Annotated in this window: 17 protein-coding genes, 1 pseudogene and 1 other annotated feature; of the genes and pseudogenes, 7 read left to right on the top strand and 11 right to left on the bottom strand. The window is 69.4% G+C overall.

Annotated features, from left to right (window positions below):
• Positions 1–14: 14 nt before the first annotated feature.
• A complete protein-coding gene (locus K7957_RS13630) occupies positions 15–1,118 on the bottom strand; it encodes an ATP phosphoribosyltransferase regulatory subunit (RefSeq protein ID WP_223012521.1) in 1,104 nt (367 codons plus the stop codon).
• A 242-nt stretch (positions 1,119–1,360) separates the two neighbouring features.
• On the opposite strand from K7957_RS13630, the gene uvsE reads away from it, so the two are divergent.
• Positions 1,361–2,506 carry a UV DNA damage repair endonuclease UvsE gene (gene uvsE / locus K7957_RS13625; RefSeq protein ID WP_223012520.1) on the top strand — a complete coding sequence of 382 codons (1,146 nt, stop codon included), beginning with the start codon at positions 1,361–1,363 and terminating at the stop codon, positions 2,504–2,506.
• A gap of 63 nt (positions 2,507–2,569) precedes the next feature.
• Here uvsE and K7957_RS13620 read toward each other — a convergent pair whose 3' ends face one another.
• The 3 genes from K7957_RS13620 to K7957_RS13610 form a co-directional block, all read right to left on the bottom strand.
• Positions 2,570–3,340 (bottom strand): class II aldolase/adducin family protein, encoded by a 771-nt coding sequence (locus tag K7957_RS13620; protein ID WP_223012519.1) that lies wholly within the window; start codon positions 3,338–3,340, stop codon positions 2,570–2,572.
• A gap of 270 nt (positions 3,341–3,610) precedes the next feature.
• A complete protein-coding gene (locus tag K7957_RS13615) occupies positions 3,611–4,441 on the bottom strand; it encodes a ferredoxin--NADP reductase (RefSeq protein ID WP_223012518.1) in 831 nt (276 codons plus the stop codon).
• Positions 4,442–4,540: 99 nt separating this feature from the next.
• Complete coding sequence (locus K7957_RS13610) at positions 4,541–4,978, bottom strand: hypothetical protein (RefSeq protein ID WP_223012517.1); 438 nt, start codon at positions 4,976–4,978, stop codon at positions 4,541–4,543.
• Between the two features lie 265 nt (positions 4,979–5,243).
• Between K7957_RS13610 and uvrB the strand changes: the two genes are divergently transcribed.
• Entirely contained in the window at positions 5,244–7,430 is a 2,187-nt protein-coding gene (uvrB, locus tag K7957_RS13605) for an excinuclease ABC subunit UvrB (protein ID WP_223012516.1), read from the top strand.
• Positions 7,431–7,470: 40 nt separating this feature from the next.
• Here uvrB and K7957_RS13600 read toward each other — a convergent pair whose 3' ends face one another.
• Positions 7,471–8,961 carry a SulP family inorganic anion transporter gene (locus K7957_RS13600; RefSeq protein WP_223012515.1) on the bottom strand — a complete coding sequence of 497 codons (1,491 nt, stop codon included), beginning with the start codon at positions 8,959–8,961 and terminating at the stop codon, positions 7,471–7,473.
• Between the two features lie 59 nt (positions 8,962–9,020).
• Positions 9,021–9,076 (bottom strand) — a sequence feature (sul1 is cis-regulatory element that is thought to sense ions involved in sulfur or methionine metabolism; They are found in Alphaproteobacteria).
• 240 nt (positions 9,077–9,316) lie between these two features.
• Between K7957_RS13600 and K7957_RS13595 the strand changes: the two genes are divergently transcribed.
• Positions 9,317–9,736 carry a GNAT family acetyltransferase gene (locus tag K7957_RS13595; RefSeq protein ID WP_223012514.1) on the top strand — a complete coding sequence of 140 codons (420 nt, stop codon included), beginning with the start codon at positions 9,317–9,319 and terminating at the stop codon, positions 9,734–9,736.
• An 18-nt stretch (positions 9,737–9,754) separates the two neighbouring features.
• Here the strand turns inward: K7957_RS13595 and K7957_RS13590 are convergent, their stop codons facing one another.
• The 6 genes and pseudogenes from K7957_RS13590 to K7957_RS13570 form a co-directional block, all read right to left on the bottom strand.
• Positions 9,755–10,015, bottom strand: a complete 261-nt coding sequence (locus tag K7957_RS13590; RefSeq protein ID WP_223012513.1) for a ribbon-helix-helix domain-containing protein — start codon at positions 10,013–10,015, stop codon at positions 9,755–9,757.
• Positions 10,012–11,838, bottom strand: a complete 1,827-nt coding sequence (gene cobT / locus K7957_RS13585) for a cobaltochelatase subunit CobT (RefSeq protein WP_223012512.1) — start codon at positions 11,836–11,838, stop codon at positions 10,012–10,014. Before cobT ends, K7957_RS13590 begins: the two co-directional genes overlap by 4 nt.
• Positions 11,838–12,152 (bottom strand): HepT-like ribonuclease domain-containing protein, encoded by a 315-nt coding sequence (locus tag K7957_RS13580; RefSeq protein WP_246617066.1) that lies wholly within the window; start codon positions 12,150–12,152, stop codon positions 11,838–11,840. The genes cobT and K7957_RS13580 overlap by 1 nt, the downstream gene beginning before the upstream one ends.
• Positions 12,153–12,364: 212 nt before the next feature.
• Positions 12,365–12,472: pseudogene (locus tag K7957_RS20675) on the bottom strand (hypothetical protein); the annotation flags it as partial.
• Position 12,473: 1 nt separating this feature from the next.
• Entirely contained in the window at positions 12,474–13,478 is a 1,005-nt protein-coding gene (gene cobS, locus K7957_RS13575) for a cobaltochelatase subunit CobS (protein ID WP_223012511.1), read from the bottom strand.
• Positions 13,479–13,536: 58 nt separating this feature from the next.
• On the bottom strand, positions 13,537–14,202 hold the full coding sequence (locus K7957_RS13570) for a winged helix-turn-helix transcriptional regulator (protein WP_343228412.1): 666 nt from the start codon (positions 14,200–14,202) through the stop codon (positions 13,537–13,539).
• 90 nt (positions 14,203–14,292) lie between these two features.
• On the opposite strand from K7957_RS13570, the gene K7957_RS13565 reads away from it, so the two are divergent.
• The 4 genes from K7957_RS13565 (at position 14,293) to K7957_RS13550 (ending at position 16,990) form a co-directional block, all read left to right on the top strand.
• On the top strand, positions 14,293–14,724 hold the full coding sequence (locus tag K7957_RS13565; protein WP_223012509.1) for a VOC family protein: 432 nt from the start codon (positions 14,293–14,295) through the stop codon (positions 14,722–14,724).
• Positions 14,725–14,990: 266 nt separating this feature from the next.
• Positions 14,991–15,692, top strand: coding sequence for a glutathione S-transferase family protein (locus tag K7957_RS13560; protein ID WP_223012508.1), 702 nt, complete (start codon positions 14,991–14,993; stop codon positions 15,690–15,692).
• A 48-nt stretch (positions 15,693–15,740) separates the two neighbouring features.
• Positions 15,741–16,520, top strand: coding sequence for a VOC family protein (locus tag K7957_RS13555; protein WP_223012507.1), 780 nt, complete (start codon positions 15,741–15,743; stop codon positions 16,518–16,520).
• On the top strand, positions 16,517–16,990 hold the full coding sequence (locus K7957_RS13550) for a VOC family protein (RefSeq protein WP_223012506.1): 474 nt from the start codon (positions 16,517–16,519) through the stop codon (positions 16,988–16,990). The genes K7957_RS13555 and K7957_RS13550 overlap by 4 nt, the downstream gene beginning before the upstream one ends.
• Positions 16,991–17,036: the final 46 nt, after the last annotated feature.

Below are 17,036 nucleotides of genomic sequence, written 5' to 3'. Positions count from 1 at the left end.
GGCGGGCGCGGCGCTCAGTCGAGCGGCCGCGCCGCGCGCTCGGCGTAGAGGTGGGTGCAGACCTGCGCCTCGGGCGTGTCGCCCGGCTCCAGCGCCGCGACGGTGACCCAACCCTGCGCCCGCATCGCCGCACCCTCCGCCGGCGGCGTGCCGAACGGCAGAAACAGCCGGCGGCGCTCGCCCGCGGGCTGGTCGCCGATCAGCCGGTCCGCGAACAGCGAGAAGCCGGTTGCCGCCTCCTCCGCGCCGCCCTCATGCACCACCGTGTAGGTGCCGCCGCGGCCGACCTCCGCCGCCGAGGTGCCGGTGAAGAGCGAGAAGCCGAGCCAGCTCTGATATTCGAAGCCGTGCCGCTCGGTCGGGTCGAGCGTCAGCACCGCGCGCCCGTCCACCGCACGCGCGATCGCGGCGAGCGCGTCGAGCCGTGATCCCAGCGCGCCGTCGCGGTCGAACTCGCGCAGCCGCGCCAGCGCCTGATCGAACGGCCCGGCCGCGGAAACCAGCGGGAGATAATCGGGCGCGAGCTCGGCGACCGCGCCCGCGTCCTTCGCGTCGAGCCGCTGGCGCAGCGCGTCGAGCCTCTCGGACGCGACCGGTAGCGCGCCCGCCGCGAGCGTGTCGACCAGATCGGGCAAAGTGAAGTCGATCGAGGGACGCGCGACGCCCGCGGCGGCGACCGCTTCGATCGCGACAGTTACGACCTCCTGCGCCGCCGCCACGGTGTCGAGCCCGAACAATTCGGCACCGATCTGCCGCGTCTCGCGCGCGGGGGCGAGCTGGCTGGCGCGCAGCTTGAGCACCGCCCCGGCGTAGCTCAGCCGCACCGGCCGCGGGTGATGCCCCATCCGCGTCGCCGCGATCCGCGCCACCTGCGCCGTGAGGTCCGGCCGGATCGCCAGCGTGCGCTGCGACACCGGGTCGACGAAGCGCACCGCGTCCTGCAGCGCGCCGGCCTTGAGCCGCGAGCCCAGCCCCTCGGCGAACTCGGCCAGCGGCGGGTCGACCCGCTCATAGCCATGCGCGCGGATCGCGCCGAGCACGCGGGCCTCGAGCGCCGCCGCCGCGTCGGCGACGGGCGGCAGGCGGTCGCGCAGCCCCTCGGGCAGCAGCGCGGTCACGCGCGTTGCTCCCGCTCGTCCGCGACGAGTAGGCAGGGGTGAGGCGTCATCGTCATCGTCCCGTCCGCGTTGCGGCGCCGCACCCGACGGCGATGCGCCGCGAGCCCTGCTGTCCGCCGGTCGCCGCCCGATTGGTCGTTGCGGGCGTGTCCGTCAACCTCGCCGAGACGCGAACCCGGCGCTGCCCGGCAAGTGCCTGAGAAGCCGCGGCACCCTCGCGCTCTTCGCGGCGTTACCTTGCCATGCCTACACCTTCCGATCACCCGCTCCGCCTCGGCTTTCCGGTCAAGGTGATGGGCAAGCCCGGCCTCAAGAGCGGCGACACGCGCCGCTGGCAGGCCAACCCGCATCTGCGATGCTCGCTCGAGCAGGTCGACAAGGTGCTCGACTATCTCGCCAGCGAGCGGCTCGACATGTACCGGCTCTCGTCCGACCTGGCTCCCTATGCCACGCACCCGGACATGCCGCAGTTCCACGACATGGTGCGCGAGAGCGATGCCGAGCTCGCCGCCTTCGGCACCAAGGCGCGCTCGCTGGGTATCCGCCTGTCGTTCCACCCGTCCCAATACGTGTTGCTCAACAGCCCCGACGACGCGCTCACCGCCAAGTCGGTCTGGGACCTGTCGTCGCAGGCCGAGATGCTCGACCGCATGGGCCTCGACGAGGAGGCGGTGATGGTGACGCACGTCGGCGGCGTCTACGACGACCATGACGCCAGCCGCGAGCGCTGGCTGCGCGGCTGGGAGCGCTGTCCCGAGCATGTGCGCCAGCGGCTCGTGCTCGAGAACGACGACCTGCGCTTCTCCGCCGCCGACGCTCTGTGGATCCACGAGCGCTGCGGCGTGCGGCTGATTTTCGACTATCAGCATTTCTGGTGCCTCAATCCCGAGGGGCTGGACATGCGCGAGACGCTGGAGCGCTTCCTCGCGACCTGGCCTGAGGGGGTGCGGCCGAAGATCCATTTCTCCTCGCCCCGGACCGAGATGCGGGAGATCAAACAGAAGATCACTGCCAAGCAGCGCGCGAGCGGCAAGACGGTGCGCAAGGGCGAGCTGGTCAAAGCGCCGGTCAAGGCCGGCGCGCGCGTGAAGACGGTGCTGCGGCCGCCGGTGTGGACCGGTCACGCCGACTTCACCAACCCGTTCGAGTTCGCCACCTTCATGCGCACCGCGGAGGGGCTGGTGTTTGACGTGATGATGGAGGGCAAGGCCAAGGACGTCAGCCTGCTCAAGCTGCGCCCCGACCTCCTGCGCTACGCCCCCGACGTGGCGGCGCGCTTCGGCATCACCGCGGCCGACGCCGACGCGCTCGCCGCGGACGAGGCGGCGCTGGAGAGCGGCGCTGCAGCGACGGATGAAGCGCCGGACGTGGATGAGGGAGACGTGTGAGGGATCAGCTCCCCTCATCGCCACCCCGGCGGACGCCGGGGTGGTCGCTTGAAGCTCAGGCCGCTACTCGCTGTACCCTGGGCTCACCCGGTCGAGCTTGCGCAGCAGCGCCGGCCAGGCGAGCGCCTGCGCCACCATCCCCATCCCCGCCGGGCTTGCCTGGTGCGCGACCTTCTCCTCGACGCCGTCGGGCGGCGGGTTGAGCCCGTCACGGCCCGCCGCGAGCATGTGCACCTGCGCCTGACACGCGCGCTCGAGGAAGTAGAGCCGCAGGAAACACGCCGCGACCGATTGGCCGACGGCGAGCGTGCCGTGATTGCGCAGGATCATCGCGTTCTTGGTGCCGAGATCGGCGACCAGCCGCTCACGCTCGGCGAGGTCGGTCGCGATGCCCTCATAGTCGTGGTAGGCGACGTCGTGGCTCGCGATCATCGCGGTCTGGGTGTGCGGCAGCAGCCCGCACGCCATCGCCGACACCGCCTGGCCGTGCGGCGTGTGGAGGTGCATGACCGCGTGCGCGTCGTCGCGCGCCATGTGGATCGCGGAGTGGATGGTGAAGCCCGCCGGATTGACCGGATGGTCCGAGCGCCCGACCGGTTGCCCGTCGGCGTCGATCTTGACCAGGGTCGAGGCGGTGATCTCCTCGAACATCATGTCGTACGGGTTGATCAGGAAATGGTGCTCGGGCCCCGGCACGCGCGCCGACAGATGGGTGAAGATCAGGTCGTCCCAGCCGTACAGCGCGACCAGCCGGTAGGCGGCGGCGAGATCGACCCGCGCCTCCCACTCGCCGGGCGCATAGGCCGCAGTGTCCACCGACGCGAGCGTCGCCATCGCCTCTCTCCTCTATTATCGCCCGAGCGTAGAGGAAGCGCGGCGGAGTCGCCAGCGGGCGGTGGTACGAAGGAAGAGCGTGGCCGTCCGCTCCATCCGCCGGACCTTCCACTCCTTGCCGTCACCCCGGCGAAGGCCGGGGTCCACTCGTCCACGCATTCGCCGGCGGCAGTTGTGCGGAACGGTGGATCCCGGACCAAGTCCGGGATGACGGCAGGAAGAAAGGCAGCGGACATGACCTAGTGTCTGATCCTGGGCCGTCTCACTGCCTCAGTCGACGAAGGCGCGCTCGATCACGAACTGGCCCGGGTTGGCGTTCGAGCCCTCGACCAGCCCGCGGTGCTCGAGCATGCTCGCGACCTCGCGGATCATCGCAGTCGAGCCGCACAGCATCACGCGGTCGTTCTCCGGATCGAACTTGGCCTCGCCGCCCAGCCCGTCGAACAGGCGCCCGTCCTCGATCAGCGCGGGGATACGCGCCTGTACCGGGAAATCCTCGCGCGTCACGGTCGGCAGGTAGCGGAACTGCGTCGCCGCCTGCTCCGACACCAGCGGGTCCTCCGCCAACCGTGCCTCCAGCATCTCGCGCCAGGCGAGGTCGTCGACGCGGCGGACGCCGTGCACCACCACCACCTCGTCGAACCGCTCGTAGACGTCGGGGTCGCGCGCCACACTCAGGAAGGGCGCCAGCCCGGTACCGGTCGAGAGCAGGAACAGCCGCCGCCCGCCGAGCAGAGCGTCGAGCACCAACGTGCCGGTCGGCTTCTTGCCGAGATAGACCTGGTCACCCGCCTCGACCTGCTGCAACCGCCCGGTCAGCGGCCCCTCGGGCACCTTGATCGACAGGAACTCGAGCTCCTCGGCCCAGGCCGGGCTGGCGATCGAATAGGCACGCATCACCGGCTTGGCGGCCTTGCCGTCGGCGCCTTCCAGTCCGGGCAGGCCGATCATCACGAACTCGCCCGAGCGGAAGCGGAACGAGGCGGGGCGTTCGACCGCGAAGCTGAACAGATGCTCGTTCCAGTGACGCACCCAGGTGACCGCGACGCTGTGGAAGGCGGTGGATTCGGGAATGAGCACTGGCGCGCGGAGGTCGGTCATCGGCGATCCGGTCTGAGAACGGGGAATGTCGTGCGAATGGGGCGCATTATGGCGCGGGGCGCGCAGGGTCAACCATAGCCCGGCTTGGAGCGCGCGCGGTCAGGCTTGTCTCGGCGCGCCGTCGCGATGTGCCAGCGGCACCTGGAGAAAGCGTAGCGCTACCCACTCGATCGCGGTGAGGGTCCGCGCCAGCGCGGGCTCGGTCACGAGCGTCGCAGCGATCCGCCTCGCGGCGTCGCGCTCGCCGCGCATCGCCGAGTCGACCAGCGCCAGCAGCACCGCCTCGTCGTCGCCCACCGTGCGCGCGGTGGCGGCGCCGAACCGCAGCCAGCGCTTTCCCTCGCGATCGAACGCCGCCATCGCCGCGGCAAAGTCGGGCAGCGCCGCGCTCACCCCGCGCCAGGCGAAGGCCGGCGCCAGCGCGCGGCAGGCGCAACGACCGCCGCGCGTCACCATCGTCCAGTGCCGCATCGCGCTGACGAGGAAGTGGAGGTGCTCGTCGAGTTGGTCGAGTGGCCGGTCGAGGAAGCGGTACATCGTCACCTCTTTTTTCTGCGACTGACTCGCAGTAGCTAGATAATGGCGTGTAAGCAAGAGGAGCAGCAAAGTCCTCCCCGGCACGGGAGGGGGACCGCTCGCTTGACCGAGCGGTGGAGGGGGGCTTCCACATACGAGCCGCCCGTTGGTCAAGAGCCCTTCCCCCACCGGCCTGCGGCTGGCGGTCCCTCTCCCCGCGAGCGGGGAGGATCTTCGCTCTCCGCACACCCTTTCCCCCGCCCCTTCCCGCGCCCATATCAGCGGCATGGCGATCCAGATCCGTACGTCCCTTGCCGAGCCGGAGACCGGCACCGACTTCGTCCCGCACCGCCCCAACCGCCCGCAGAAGGTCGAGGGCGGACGGCCGTTCAAACTGGTCAGCGAATATGAGCCCTCGGGCGACCAGCCGACCGCGATCCGCGAACTGGTCGACGCGGCCAAGGCTGGAGAGCGCGATCAGGTGCTGCTCGGCGTCACCGGTTCGGGCAAGACCTTCACCATGGCCAAGGTGATAGAGGAGATGCAGCGCCCCGCGCTGATCCTAGCGCCCAACAAGATCCTTGCCGCGCAGCTCTACGGCGAGTTCAAGAGCTTTTTTCCGGACAACGCGGTCGAGTATTTCGTCAGCTACTACGATTACTACCAGCCGGAGGCCTATGTACCGCGCTCCGACACGTATATCGAGAAAGAGAGCTCGATCAACGAGTCAATTGACCGCATGCGCCACTCCGCCACCCGATCTTTGCTAGAGCGCGATGACGTGATCATCGTCGCCTCGGTCTCGTGCCTGTACGGCATCGGCTCGGTCGAGACCTATTCGGCGATGATCTTCGACCTGAAGAAGGGGCAGAGCGTCGACCAGCGCGAGATCGTGCGCAAGCTCGTCGCGCTGCAATACAAGCGCAACGACGCCGCGTTCCAGCGCGGCAACTTCCGCGTGAAGGGCGACACGCTCGAGATCTTCCCGTCGCACTATGAGGACAGCGCATGGCGTATCTCGTTCTTCGGCGACGAGATCGAGGAGATCGTCGAATTCGACCCGCTCACCGGCAAGAAGAGCGCCTCGCTCAATACCGTGCGTATCTACGCCAACTCGCATTATGTCACCCCCGGGCCGACGATGAAGCAGGCCGCCGAGGCGATTCGCCATGAGCTCAGCGAGCGGCTCAAGGAGCTGGAGATCGAGGGCAAGCTGCTTGAGCGCCAGCGACTGGAGCAGCGTACCAACTTCGATCTCGAGATGATCGCGGCGACGGGCAGCTGCAACGGCATCGAGAATTACAGCCGCTTCCTCACCGGCCGCCTGCCCGGCGAGCCGCCGCCCACCTTATTCGAGTATCTGCCCGAGAACGCTTTGCTCTTCGTCGACGAGAGCCACCAGACGATCGGCCAGATCAACGGCATGTCGCGCGGCGACCATCGCCGCAAGATCACGCTGGCCGAGTACGGCTTCCGCCTGCCCTCCGCGATCGACAACCGTCCGCTGCGCTTCAACGAGTGGGACGCGATGCGCCCGCAGACGGTGTGCGTCTCCGCCACGCCTGGCAGCTGGGAGATGGAGCAGGCCAGCGGCGTCTTCGCCGAGCAGGTGATCCGCCCGACCGGACTGATCGACCCGCCGGTCGAGATCAAGCCGGTCGAGGAGCAGGTGCAGGACCTGATCATCGAGTGCCGCGCCACCACCGAGAAGGGCTATCGCACGCTCGTCACCACGCTGACCAAGCGGATGGCAGAGGACCTCACCGAGTACATGCACGAGGCCGGCATCAAGGTCCGCTACATGCACTCGGACGTCGAGACGCTGGAGCGTATCGAGCTGATCCGCGACCTGCGGCTCGGCGTCTATGACGTGCTGATCGGCATCAACCTGCTGCGCGAGGGCCTCGACATCCCCGAGTGCGGTCTGGTCGCGATCCTCGACGCGGACAAGGAAGGTTTCCTGCGCTCGGAGACCTCGCTGATCCAGACGATCGGGCGCGCCGCGCGCAACGTCGACGGGCGCGTGATCCTCTACGCCGACCGAATCACCGGCAGCATGGAGCGCGCGATGAACGAGACCGCGCGCCGTCGCGAGAAACAGGAAGCGTACAACCGCGAGCACGGCATCACGCCGACGACGATCCGCCGCAACATCGGCGACATCATCGCGCACGTCGCTTCGAAAGACCAGGTCACCGTCGAGATCGACGACGAGCGGCCGCACATGGTCGGCCACAACCTACGCGCCTACATCGAGGAGCTCGAGAAGAAGATGCGCAAGGCCGCCTCCGACCTCGAGTTCGAGGAGGCGGGACGCCTGCGCGACGAGATCCGCCAGCTGGAGCAGGAGGAACTCGGCCTGCCCGTGGAGCAGCAGAAGGCGCCGCTGATGGGCCGCTCGAACGAGGGCAAGCCGGGGACCCGCAAGACGCGCTTCGGCAAGACGCAGCGCAAGTTCGGCGGGCAGCGCTAGTCGGGCGCCGGCGCTCGCCCACGCGCGGTACGCCGCACCTTCAGTGCGGCGCGACCCCCATCTCCACGCCGGTCTTGTCGTGCAGCGCGAACCGGTCGACCAGGTCGGCACTCGCGCGGTTATAGCCGATCACCTCCACGATGCACCCGTCGCGCCGTAGTCGCGTCACCACCTTATCGAGCGCGGCAACCCCCGAGATGTCCCAGAAATGCGCCCGCTCCACGTCGATCGTGACGTGCCGCACGCCGTTCGCCGCCTGGAAGGCGCGGGTGAAGCGCTCGACCGTGGCGAAGAAGATCGCGCCCGTCACGCGATAGATCGCCCGCTCGCCCCTCGCGACGCGCTCGACGGCGAACAGCCGCTGCACCTTGCCCGCGAAGAAGAGGCCGGACAGCAGCACGCCCGCGAGCACGCCGAGCGAGAGGTCGCGCGTCGCCACCACCGCGACGACCGTCACCAGCATCACCGCCGACGACGTCGGCGGGTGGCGGCGGAGGTTGGCGATCGAGTTCCAGCTGAACGTGCCGATCGACACCATGATCATCACCGCGACCAGCGCCGGCATCGGCACGCGCCCGACCCACGGCCCGAGCACCGCGAGCAGGAACAAGAGAAAGGCGCCCGCGGTGAAGGTCGACAATCGCCCGCGTCCGCCCGAGGTGACGTTGATCACCGACTGGCCGATCATCGCGCAGCCCCCCATGCCGCCGAGCAGTGCGGCGACGATATTCGCGCCGCCCTGCCCCGCGCACTCGCGGCGCTTGTCGCTCTCGCTATCGGTCATGTCGTCGACGATCTGCGCGGTCAGCAGCGACTCGAGCAGACCGACCGCGGCCATGGTCAGCGAGTAGGGCAGGATGATCCGCAGTGTCTCGAGCGTGACCGGCACCTGCGGCAACGCGAGGCTGGGCAGCCCCTCGGGCAGCCGGCCCATGTCACCGACGGTGTTGACCTGAAGGCCGAGCACCACGCTGATCGCGCTGAGCACGAGGATCGCGATCAGCGGAGACGGCACCGCGCGCGTCAGACGCGGCAGCCCGTAGATGATCGCTAGGCCACCCGCGACCAGCGCGTAGCTCACCCAGCTCACCCCGGTGAGCTGCGGCAGCTGTGCGAGGAAGATCAGGATGGCGAGCGCATTGACGAAGCCGGTGATGACCGAGCGCGAGACGAACTGCATCACGAGGTCGAGCCGTAGCAGGCCGGCGGCCGCCTGGATCAGCCCCATTAGGATCGTCGCGGCGAACAGATAGTCTACGCCATGCGTGCGCACCAGCGGCCCGACGACGACCGCCACCGCGGCGGTGGCGGCGGAGATCATGCCGGGCCGGCCGCCGATCAGCGCGATCGTCATCGCGATCGCGACCGAGGCATAGAGCCCGACGCGCGGATCGACGCCGGCGATGATCGAGAAGCCGATCGCCTCGGGGATGAGCGCGAGCGCGACGACGATGCCCGCGAGCACCTCTCGGCGGGCGGCGGCGCCGTCGGTGAACCACTGGCGGCGATAGGTGAAGAATGCGGAGGTCATTGGAATATCCACAACGGGGCACGCGGCGCCAGCTCGGGCGCGTCTAAGTCAGTGCGTTGTGTTGTCCGGCGGATCGGCGGCCGGAAGAGCCACCCGGGTTCTCACCGGGTCCTTGCGAATGCGCGCGCCTTAGGCGCAGACGGTCGCGCTGGCAAGCGGGCGGCTTCAAGGATCCCCGTCGCTCGGGGGACAGGCGCGCTGGGCCAAAGTCTTGCCCGATCCGCCACGTTTGAACGTGAGCGTGCTCCTGCGGAAGCAGGAGCCCCGTGTCGCGATCGCTATCCTCGCGGCCCTGGGCTCCGGCGTTCGCCGGAGCACGCTTCAGCTTCGATGGATCAGGCGCTAGTCGGTGGCGATGCCCTTCTCCATCCGCGACGCCACGGCAGAGGACGAGCACCAGGTCATCGCGCTCTGGCGCGCCTGCGGGCTGGTCGCACCTCACAACGATCCAACCGCAGACTTTCTCTTCGCCGTCGCCGGACCTGCCTCGACGGTGCTGGTCGCGTTCGTGGACGAGCAGATCGTCGCGAGCGCGATGGTCGGCCACGACGGTCATCGCGGGTGGCTCTATTATGTCGCGTGCGCGCTCGAGCGCCGCGGCGAAGGGTTGGGCAGCAGCATCGTCTCGGCCGGCGAAGCTTGGCTGCGCGGTCGCGGCGTCGTCAAGGTGCAGCTGATGGTGCGCCCGGCCAACGCCGCGGTCCTGCCTTTCTACGAGAAGCTCGGCTACGAGGACATGCCGCGCGTGCTGATGAGCAAGTGGCTGAACACCTGAGATACCGCGCCGCCGCGCTCACTCGCGTCGCTCGCTGCCTCCCGCCTCCGCCATCAGCCACGTCCGCAGTGCGCTCGCGAGGTTCGCCGGCGCCGGGTCGCTCACGCGCAGCGCGTCCACCTGCGCCACCAGCGCCGAGAGCGGCAGCCGGCGCGCCGTCGCGGCGTGCTCCAGGGCCACCCAGAACACCGGCTCGAGGCTGATCGAGGTCTGATGCCCCGCGATCGTGATCGAGCGTTTGACCGGGCCGACGAAGCCGCCCGGCGGCGCCGCGATCACTCGGCGTCGAACAGCGCGGCGAGCTGCTCGATGATCGTGCCGCCGAGCTGCTCCGCGTCCATGATCGTCACCGCGCGGCTGTAATAGCGCGTGACGTCGTGGCCGATGCCGATCGCGACCAGCTCGACCGATGACTTCTTCTCGATCCAGCCGATCACCTGTCGCAGATGCCGCTCGAGGTAGGAGCCGGTGTTGACGCTCAGCGTCGAATCGTCGACGGGCGCGCCGTCCGAGATCACCATCAGGATGCGCCGCTCCTCCGGCCGCGCCAACATGCGCGCGTGCGCCCAGAGCAGCGCCTCGCCGTCAATATTCTCCTTGAGCAGCCCCTCGCGCATCATCAGCCCGAGCGCGTTGCGCGCGCGCCGCCAGGGCTCGTCGGCCTTCTTGTAGACGATGTGGCGTACGTCGTTGAGCCGACCGGGCTGCGGCGGCCGACCCGCGGCGAGCCAGGTCTCGCGGCTCTGCCCGCCCTTCCAGGCGCGCGTGGTGAAGCCGAGGATCTCGGTCTTGACGCCGCAGCGCTCGAGCGTGCGCGCCAGGATGTCGGCGCTGATCGCCGCGATCGAGATCGGGCGGCCGCGCATCGAGCCCGAATTGTCGATCAGCAGCGTCACCACCGTGTCGCGGAACTCGGTGTCGCGCTCGACCTTGTAGCTCAGTGACTGGGTAGGGTTGACCACCACGCGCGCCAGCCGCGCGGCGTCGAGCAATCCCTCGTCCTGGTCGAAGTCCCACGAGCGCGACTGCTGCGCCATCAGCCGGCGCTGCAAGCGGTTGGCCAGGCGCGACACCGCCGACTGAAGGTGCACCAGCTGCTGGTCGAGGTAGCCGCGCAGCCGCGCCAGCTCGTCACTGTCGCACAGGTCGGTCGCGGCGATCACCTCGTCGTACTGCGTCGTCCACACGCGATAGTCGAAGTCAGGGCCGAGGTCGGCGGTGGGACGGTTGGGGCGGACCGGTTGCATCCCCTCCTCGCCATCGTCGCCAGGCTCACCCTCGGCGTCGTCGTCGAGATCGTCGCCCTCGAGCTGCTCGCTCTCGCCCTCGCTCGACTCGTCGTCGCGCTGCTGGCCGCGCGCCTCAACCTCGGACTCGCCCTCGCTGCCCTCGGCGTCGCCCTCGTCCGGCTGGTCGGTGTCCTGCCCCTCCTCGCCCTCTTCCTCGTCGCCGCCCTCGTCGCTCTCCTCGGGCGTGCGCTCCCCCTCGACCAACTCGAGGTCCTCGAGCAGCTTGCGCGCGAGCCCCTGGAAGGCGCGCTGGTCGTCCAGCGCGAGCCCGAGCGCGGCGAGGTCAGCGCGCTCCTCGACCCATTCGCGCACCAGCGCGAGGCCCGGCTCGGTCGCGGCGGGCGGGCGCTCGCCGGTGAGCGCCTCGCGCACCATCAGCCCCAGCGCGGTGGCGAGTGGCACCTCGCTGCGGTTGCGCGCACGCAGGATCGGATCAGCGCGCAGGCGCGCGTCGAGCGCGGTGGCGAGGTTGGCGGTGATCCCCTGATAGCCGCGGCTGCCGAGCGCCTCGACTCGCGCGTCCTCGATCGCGTCGTAGACACCGCGCGCGGTGGCATCGTCGGGCGCGCCGCGCGCGTGAAGTGCGATGTCGTGATGGCGCAGCCGCAGCGCGAACGAATCGGCGAAGCCACGCGCCTCGGCGACCTGGTCGGCGGGCAAGGTGCGCGCCGGCATCGGCACGCGCAGGTGTTTGCCCGACTGCGCCGGCGTGTCGGCGGTGAAGGCGAGCTCCACCTCGGCCTCGTCGGACAAAGCGCGCGCGGTGCCGCCGAGAACGGACTTGAAGCGGTCGAGCGGGGTATCGGTGGCCATCAGCCCTCCAACGCGCGGAGCGCCGCCAGGCGCAACGCGGGCACTTCATTGTGGACCAGCCCGAACAGGATGGTCAGGTCGATGTCATCATAGGCGCGCCGCAGAACATTGCCGAGCCCACGCACGCGCTCGAATGACACATCGGGAGCGACTGTCGCGAACTGCTCGGCACCGAGCTTCACCACCGCCTCGGCGATCCGCTCCAGGCAGCGCTCGCACGCGTCGATAGTCTTGCCATCGGCAGCGAGCGCCGCAAGGCCGAGCCCAGTGACGTGAGCGTCGATGCGGGCGGCATTGTCGACGATATCGCGCAAGCGACGGGCCGTGTCTCTAGTAGACACGGACACGATCTCGGTCGATCTCCGCCCGGAGCGCCAGATTCCGATCGGGCTCGGTGACGAGATCGACGCGCCGCCCAAGCATGCCCGCGGCGGCGTCGCTCAACGCGAAGAAGCGCTAACGGCCCCGCATCTTGCACGGTGTCATAGTCGAGGGCGGCGGCGAGATCGATGTCCGACTCGGCGCCCGCCTCGTCGCGCGCGGTCGAGCCGAAGAGCGAAAGCGCGCGGATGCCGAGCGCGTGGAGCTCAGGCTCGCACGCACGGAGCAGGTCGATCGCCTCGCTACGCCTCACCTCACGCCTTCGCCGCGACGCTCTCCGGCAGGTCCTTGCCGAAAACGCGCTGGTAATATTCGGCGACCAGGGCACGCTCGGCCTCGTCGCACTTGTTGAGGAACGACAGCCGGAACGAGAAGCCGACGTCGCCGAAGATCAGCGCGTTCTGCGCCCAGCTGATCACCGTGCGCGGGCTCATCACGGTCGAGATATCGCCGTTGACGAAGCCGCGCCGCGTCAGGTCGGCGACGCGCACCATGTTCTCGACCAGCTTCTTTCCCTCGGGCTTGTCATACTCGCCCGACTTGGCGAGCACGATGTTCGCCTCGATCGCGGCCGGCAGATAGTTGAGCGTGACGACCACGTTCCAGCGGTCCATCTGACCCTGATTGATCTGCTGCGTGCCGTGGTAGAGCCCGCTGGTGTCGCCGAGCCCGACCGTGTTCGCGGTCGCGAACAGGCGGAACCACGGGTTGGGCCGGATCACGCGGTTCTGATCGAGCAGGGTCAGCTTGCCCTCGGTCTCGAGCACGCGCTGGATCACGAACATGACGTCGGGGCGACCTGCGTCATATTCGTCGAAGACCAGCGCGGTCGGCGTCTGCAGCGCCCAGGGGAGCAGACCTTCGCGGAACTCGGTGATCTGCTGGCCGTCGCGGAGCACGATCGCGTCGCGGCCGACCAGGTCGATGCGGCTGATGTGCGCGTCCAGGTTGATGCGGATGCACGGCCACTTCAGCCGCGCGGCCACCTGCTCGATGTGGCTCGACTTGCCGGTGCCGTGATAGCCCTGCACCATCACGCGGCGGTTGTGCGCGAAGCCGGCGACGATCGCGAGCGTGGTGTCCGGGTCGAACACATAGGCGGGATCGAGGTCGGGGACGCGCTCGTCCGACTCGCTGAACGCCGGCACCTGCATGTCGCTGTCGATGCCGAACAGGTCGCGCACGCCGACCATCTTGTCGGGCGCGTCGAGGATGGTCGTGTCGCGGCTGTCGGGCTGGGTATTGGGCAGATCGGTCATTCGCGGGCACGCCGTTCGCTGGAGGATGCCGTTCCAGTGGGAAGGGAACGCGCCCCCGTCAACCCGCCAACGGGGCCGGGGTTGCCTTCGCGGGCAGGTGGAACAGGTCGATGAACGCCTTCGCCGCGGCGCGATCGCCGCCGAAGCGCAACCTGCCCGCCGCCTCGGCCGCGGTGATCGGCAGCTTGCCGTAGACGATCGCGGCCATGGTCTGCGGATCGGTGTCGAACACGGCATCGCCGAAGGCGGGGGCGCGCTCGATCGGCAGCGCGCCGTCGGCGAGCCGTGCCACGAACGAGTCGCGTCCGAACAGGAAGCCGATCGTCATCGAACCGTGGGCGCGCGTGGGATCGACCATCGTGCGCAGCGACATCATCATCGAGGCGGCCGACAGCGGCAGCGTCGGGTCGTGGTCGGGCGAGCGCGCCGCCCAGCGCCCCAGCGTCATGATCGCGGGCTCGGTCTCATAGCCCCATTCGGTCAGCGCGTAGCCGGTCGCACGGCCGGGCAGCTCGACCTTCTCCACCACCGCCGTCGACGCGAGCCGCTCGAGCCGCTGAGTCAGCACGTTGGCGCTGATCCCCGGCAGGCCCGCGCGCAGCTCGGTGAAACGGCGCGGCCCGAACAACAGCTCGCGGACGATCAGCAACGCCCAGCGCTCGCCGAGCAGCTCCATCGCCAGCGCGGTGCCGCAGGCGTCATCGTACCAGCGCTCGCGCGCCACGGACCTTTTTGTTACATTTTCTAACTTCATGGTTGCTTTACCTAACCACGCGCCGCAGGATCGCACAAGCGACAAGAGGGAGATCGCACCATGGAGAGGACGATATTCGTGAACCTGCCGGTGGCCGACGTGGCCGCGGCGACCCGCTTCTACGAGGCGCTGGGCTTCGTGCGGAACCCAGATTTCTCGAACGATCAGGCGTCCGGGATGGTCTGGTCGAACTCGATCTGGGTGATGCTGCTGGGGCACGACTTCTATCGCACCTTCACGCCCAAGGCGATCGCGGACACGCGTACTACCAGCGCGGCGCTGCTCTGCCTCTCCTGCAGCTCGCGGGACGAGGTCGACCGGCTGGGCGCGGCGGCACTGGCGGCGGGCGGGCGCGAGCTGCACGGTGCCGACGACCGCGGCTTCATGTACGGTCGCGCCTTCGACGACCTCGACGGCCACGGCTGGGAGGTGATGCACATGGACGCGAACGCCAGGCCGGCCGAGCAGCATGACGCCGCGGTGCCGGCCTAGCCGCGGCACCGCGCGGCGCGTGTCCAACCGGCCGCTGCCGCCCGGTCTGGCCGCCTTCGCGCTGACCGCCACGCTGTTGTGGCAAGCGGGAGCGCCATTATAGCCGCCCGTAGCGCCGATCCATCTGGTGTGTTCCCGCGCACGCGGGAACACAGAACCAGGCAGAGCAACGGCGCATCTTGCCGCGTCACTGGTCTCCCGCTTGCGCGGGACAACAAGCTAGTATCGGGACCGTTTCGCGAGAAAGAAAGGAAGGAGAGGCTTCCATGCAACCCGTGATCACCGCGTTCGACTGGGTACCGGATTTCGCGCGCGGCCAGGTGCGCGACCTGCGCGTGCGCTGGGCTTTGGAAGAAGTCGGCCAATCCTATCGCGTCCGCTATCTCGCACAGGGCGAGCAGAAGGCACCGCCGCACCGCGCCCGCCAGCCGTTCGGCCAGGTGCCGACCTATGAGGAGGGCGAGCTGGTCCTCTTCGAGTCGGGCGCGATCGTGCTGCATCTCGCCGATAGCCGCGACGGACTGCTGCCCGACGACCGTGTCGGCCGCGCGCGGGCCACCGAATGGGCCTTTGCCGCGCTCAACACGGTCGAGCCGCCGATCATGGACCAGGCGATCGCCACCTTGTTCGAGGCTGACCAGCCCTGGTCAAAGCCGCGCCTGTCGGCGGTAGAGGCGCGTATCGCCGAGCGGCTCGGCGAGGTGGCGGCGCGGCTCGGCGATCGCGAATGGTACGACGGCGACTTCTCCGCGGGCGACCTGCTGATGGTGGCGGTGCTGCGCATCCTGCGCGATCACGCGCTGCTCGCCGCGCAGCCGACGCTCGCCGCCTATGTCGCGCGCGGCGAGGCGCGCCCCGCCTTCCGCCGCGCGCTCGCTGACCAGCTCGCCGGCTTCACCGGCAGCCCGCCGCCTGGGTTCGCTGAGTGGATCGCGAGGCGGGCGGCGCGGGTGGAGCAGCTCGCATGATCGACGGCGGCTCTGCGCCGCGCAACCTGCCCTGAGGGAGAGAGAGGGATGACGGATAGAGAAGTTTTGCCGATCTGGTACGAGCTGGTCGCGCGCGAGCCGGACGCGGCCGAGCGTTTCTACACGCACGTGCTCGGCTGGACAGTGGAGCGGCCGCAGCTCGCCGCCGCGCCCGACTATCGCGTGCTGGTCGCGCCCGACGGCGACGGCGTAGCAGGACTGATGGCGGTGCCGCCGGGCGCGCCGTTGGCGCCGGGCTGGCTATTCTACCTCGCGGTCGACGATGTCGACGCTACCGCGGCGCGAGTGAGCGCGGCCGGCGGTTCGGTGACGATGCCGCCGACGGACATTCCCGAGGTCGGACGCCTCGCGCTGGTCGCCGATCCGCAGGGCACGCCCTTCTACGTCATGCGCGCGAGCGGCGACGATGAGTCGCGCGCGTTCCGCAGCGCCGACACCGCCACGGCCGGCCACGCGGTGTGGAACGAGCTGACCGCGCCCGACCAGGACGCCGCGCTCGCCTTCTACGCCGGCCTGTTCGGCTGGCGGCACGACGGCGCGATGCCGATGGGTCCGCTGGGCGAGTATAAGTTCGTCCACTCGGGAACGACCTGCCTCGGCGCCACGATGAACAGCTTTGCCGGCAAGCGACCGGGCTGGCAGTTCTACTTCATGGTCGACGACGTCGACGCCGCCGTCGCGCGCCTGACCGAGGCTGGCGGGCGCGTCGTCCAAGGCCCCGACCAGATCCCGGGCGGCAGCTTCTCGGTGGTCGCGGCCGACGCGGAGGGCGCCTCGTTCGGCTTCGTCGGGGAGCGGCGCGCGTGACCGACAAGGTGTCGGTCTGGCTGTGGTGCGACGGCACGGCGGAGGAGCAGGCGCACTTCTACACCGGGCTGATTCCCGGCAGCGCCATCACCGCGGTGTCGCGCGCGCCGGCCGACTATCCCGCTGGCAAGGCGGGCGACGTCCTCACCGTGACCTTCACGCTCGCGGGTCGCTCCTTCGCCCTGCTCAACGGCGGCGCCGGCCCCGCACATAGCGAGGCGATGTCGCTCCAGGTCGACTGCGTCGACCAGGCCGAAGTCGACCGTTGCTGGGACGCGATCCTGGCGAACGGCGGCACCGCGGTAGCATGCGGCTGGATCAGGGACCGCTGGGGCGTTGCCTGGCAGATCGTCCCGCGCCGTCTCACCGAGCTGATGCGGGATCCGGTCCATGGCGCCAGGGCGATGCAGGCGATGATGACGATGACGCGGATCGATGTCGCGGCGCTGGAACGCGCGATCGCCCCTTGAGCGCGCGGCCATAATCTCTAGGTAGGCGGTATTGGTCACGTTTGCG

Origin of the sequence: Sphingomonas yunnanensis (genome assembly GCF_019898765.1) — a bacterium.
GTDB lineage: Bacteria > Pseudomonadota > Alphaproteobacteria > Sphingomonadales > Sphingomonadaceae > Sphingomonas > Sphingomonas yunnanensis.
Note: the sequence above shows the minus strand (reverse complement) of the source record. Positions and strands in the feature narration are given on the sequence as shown.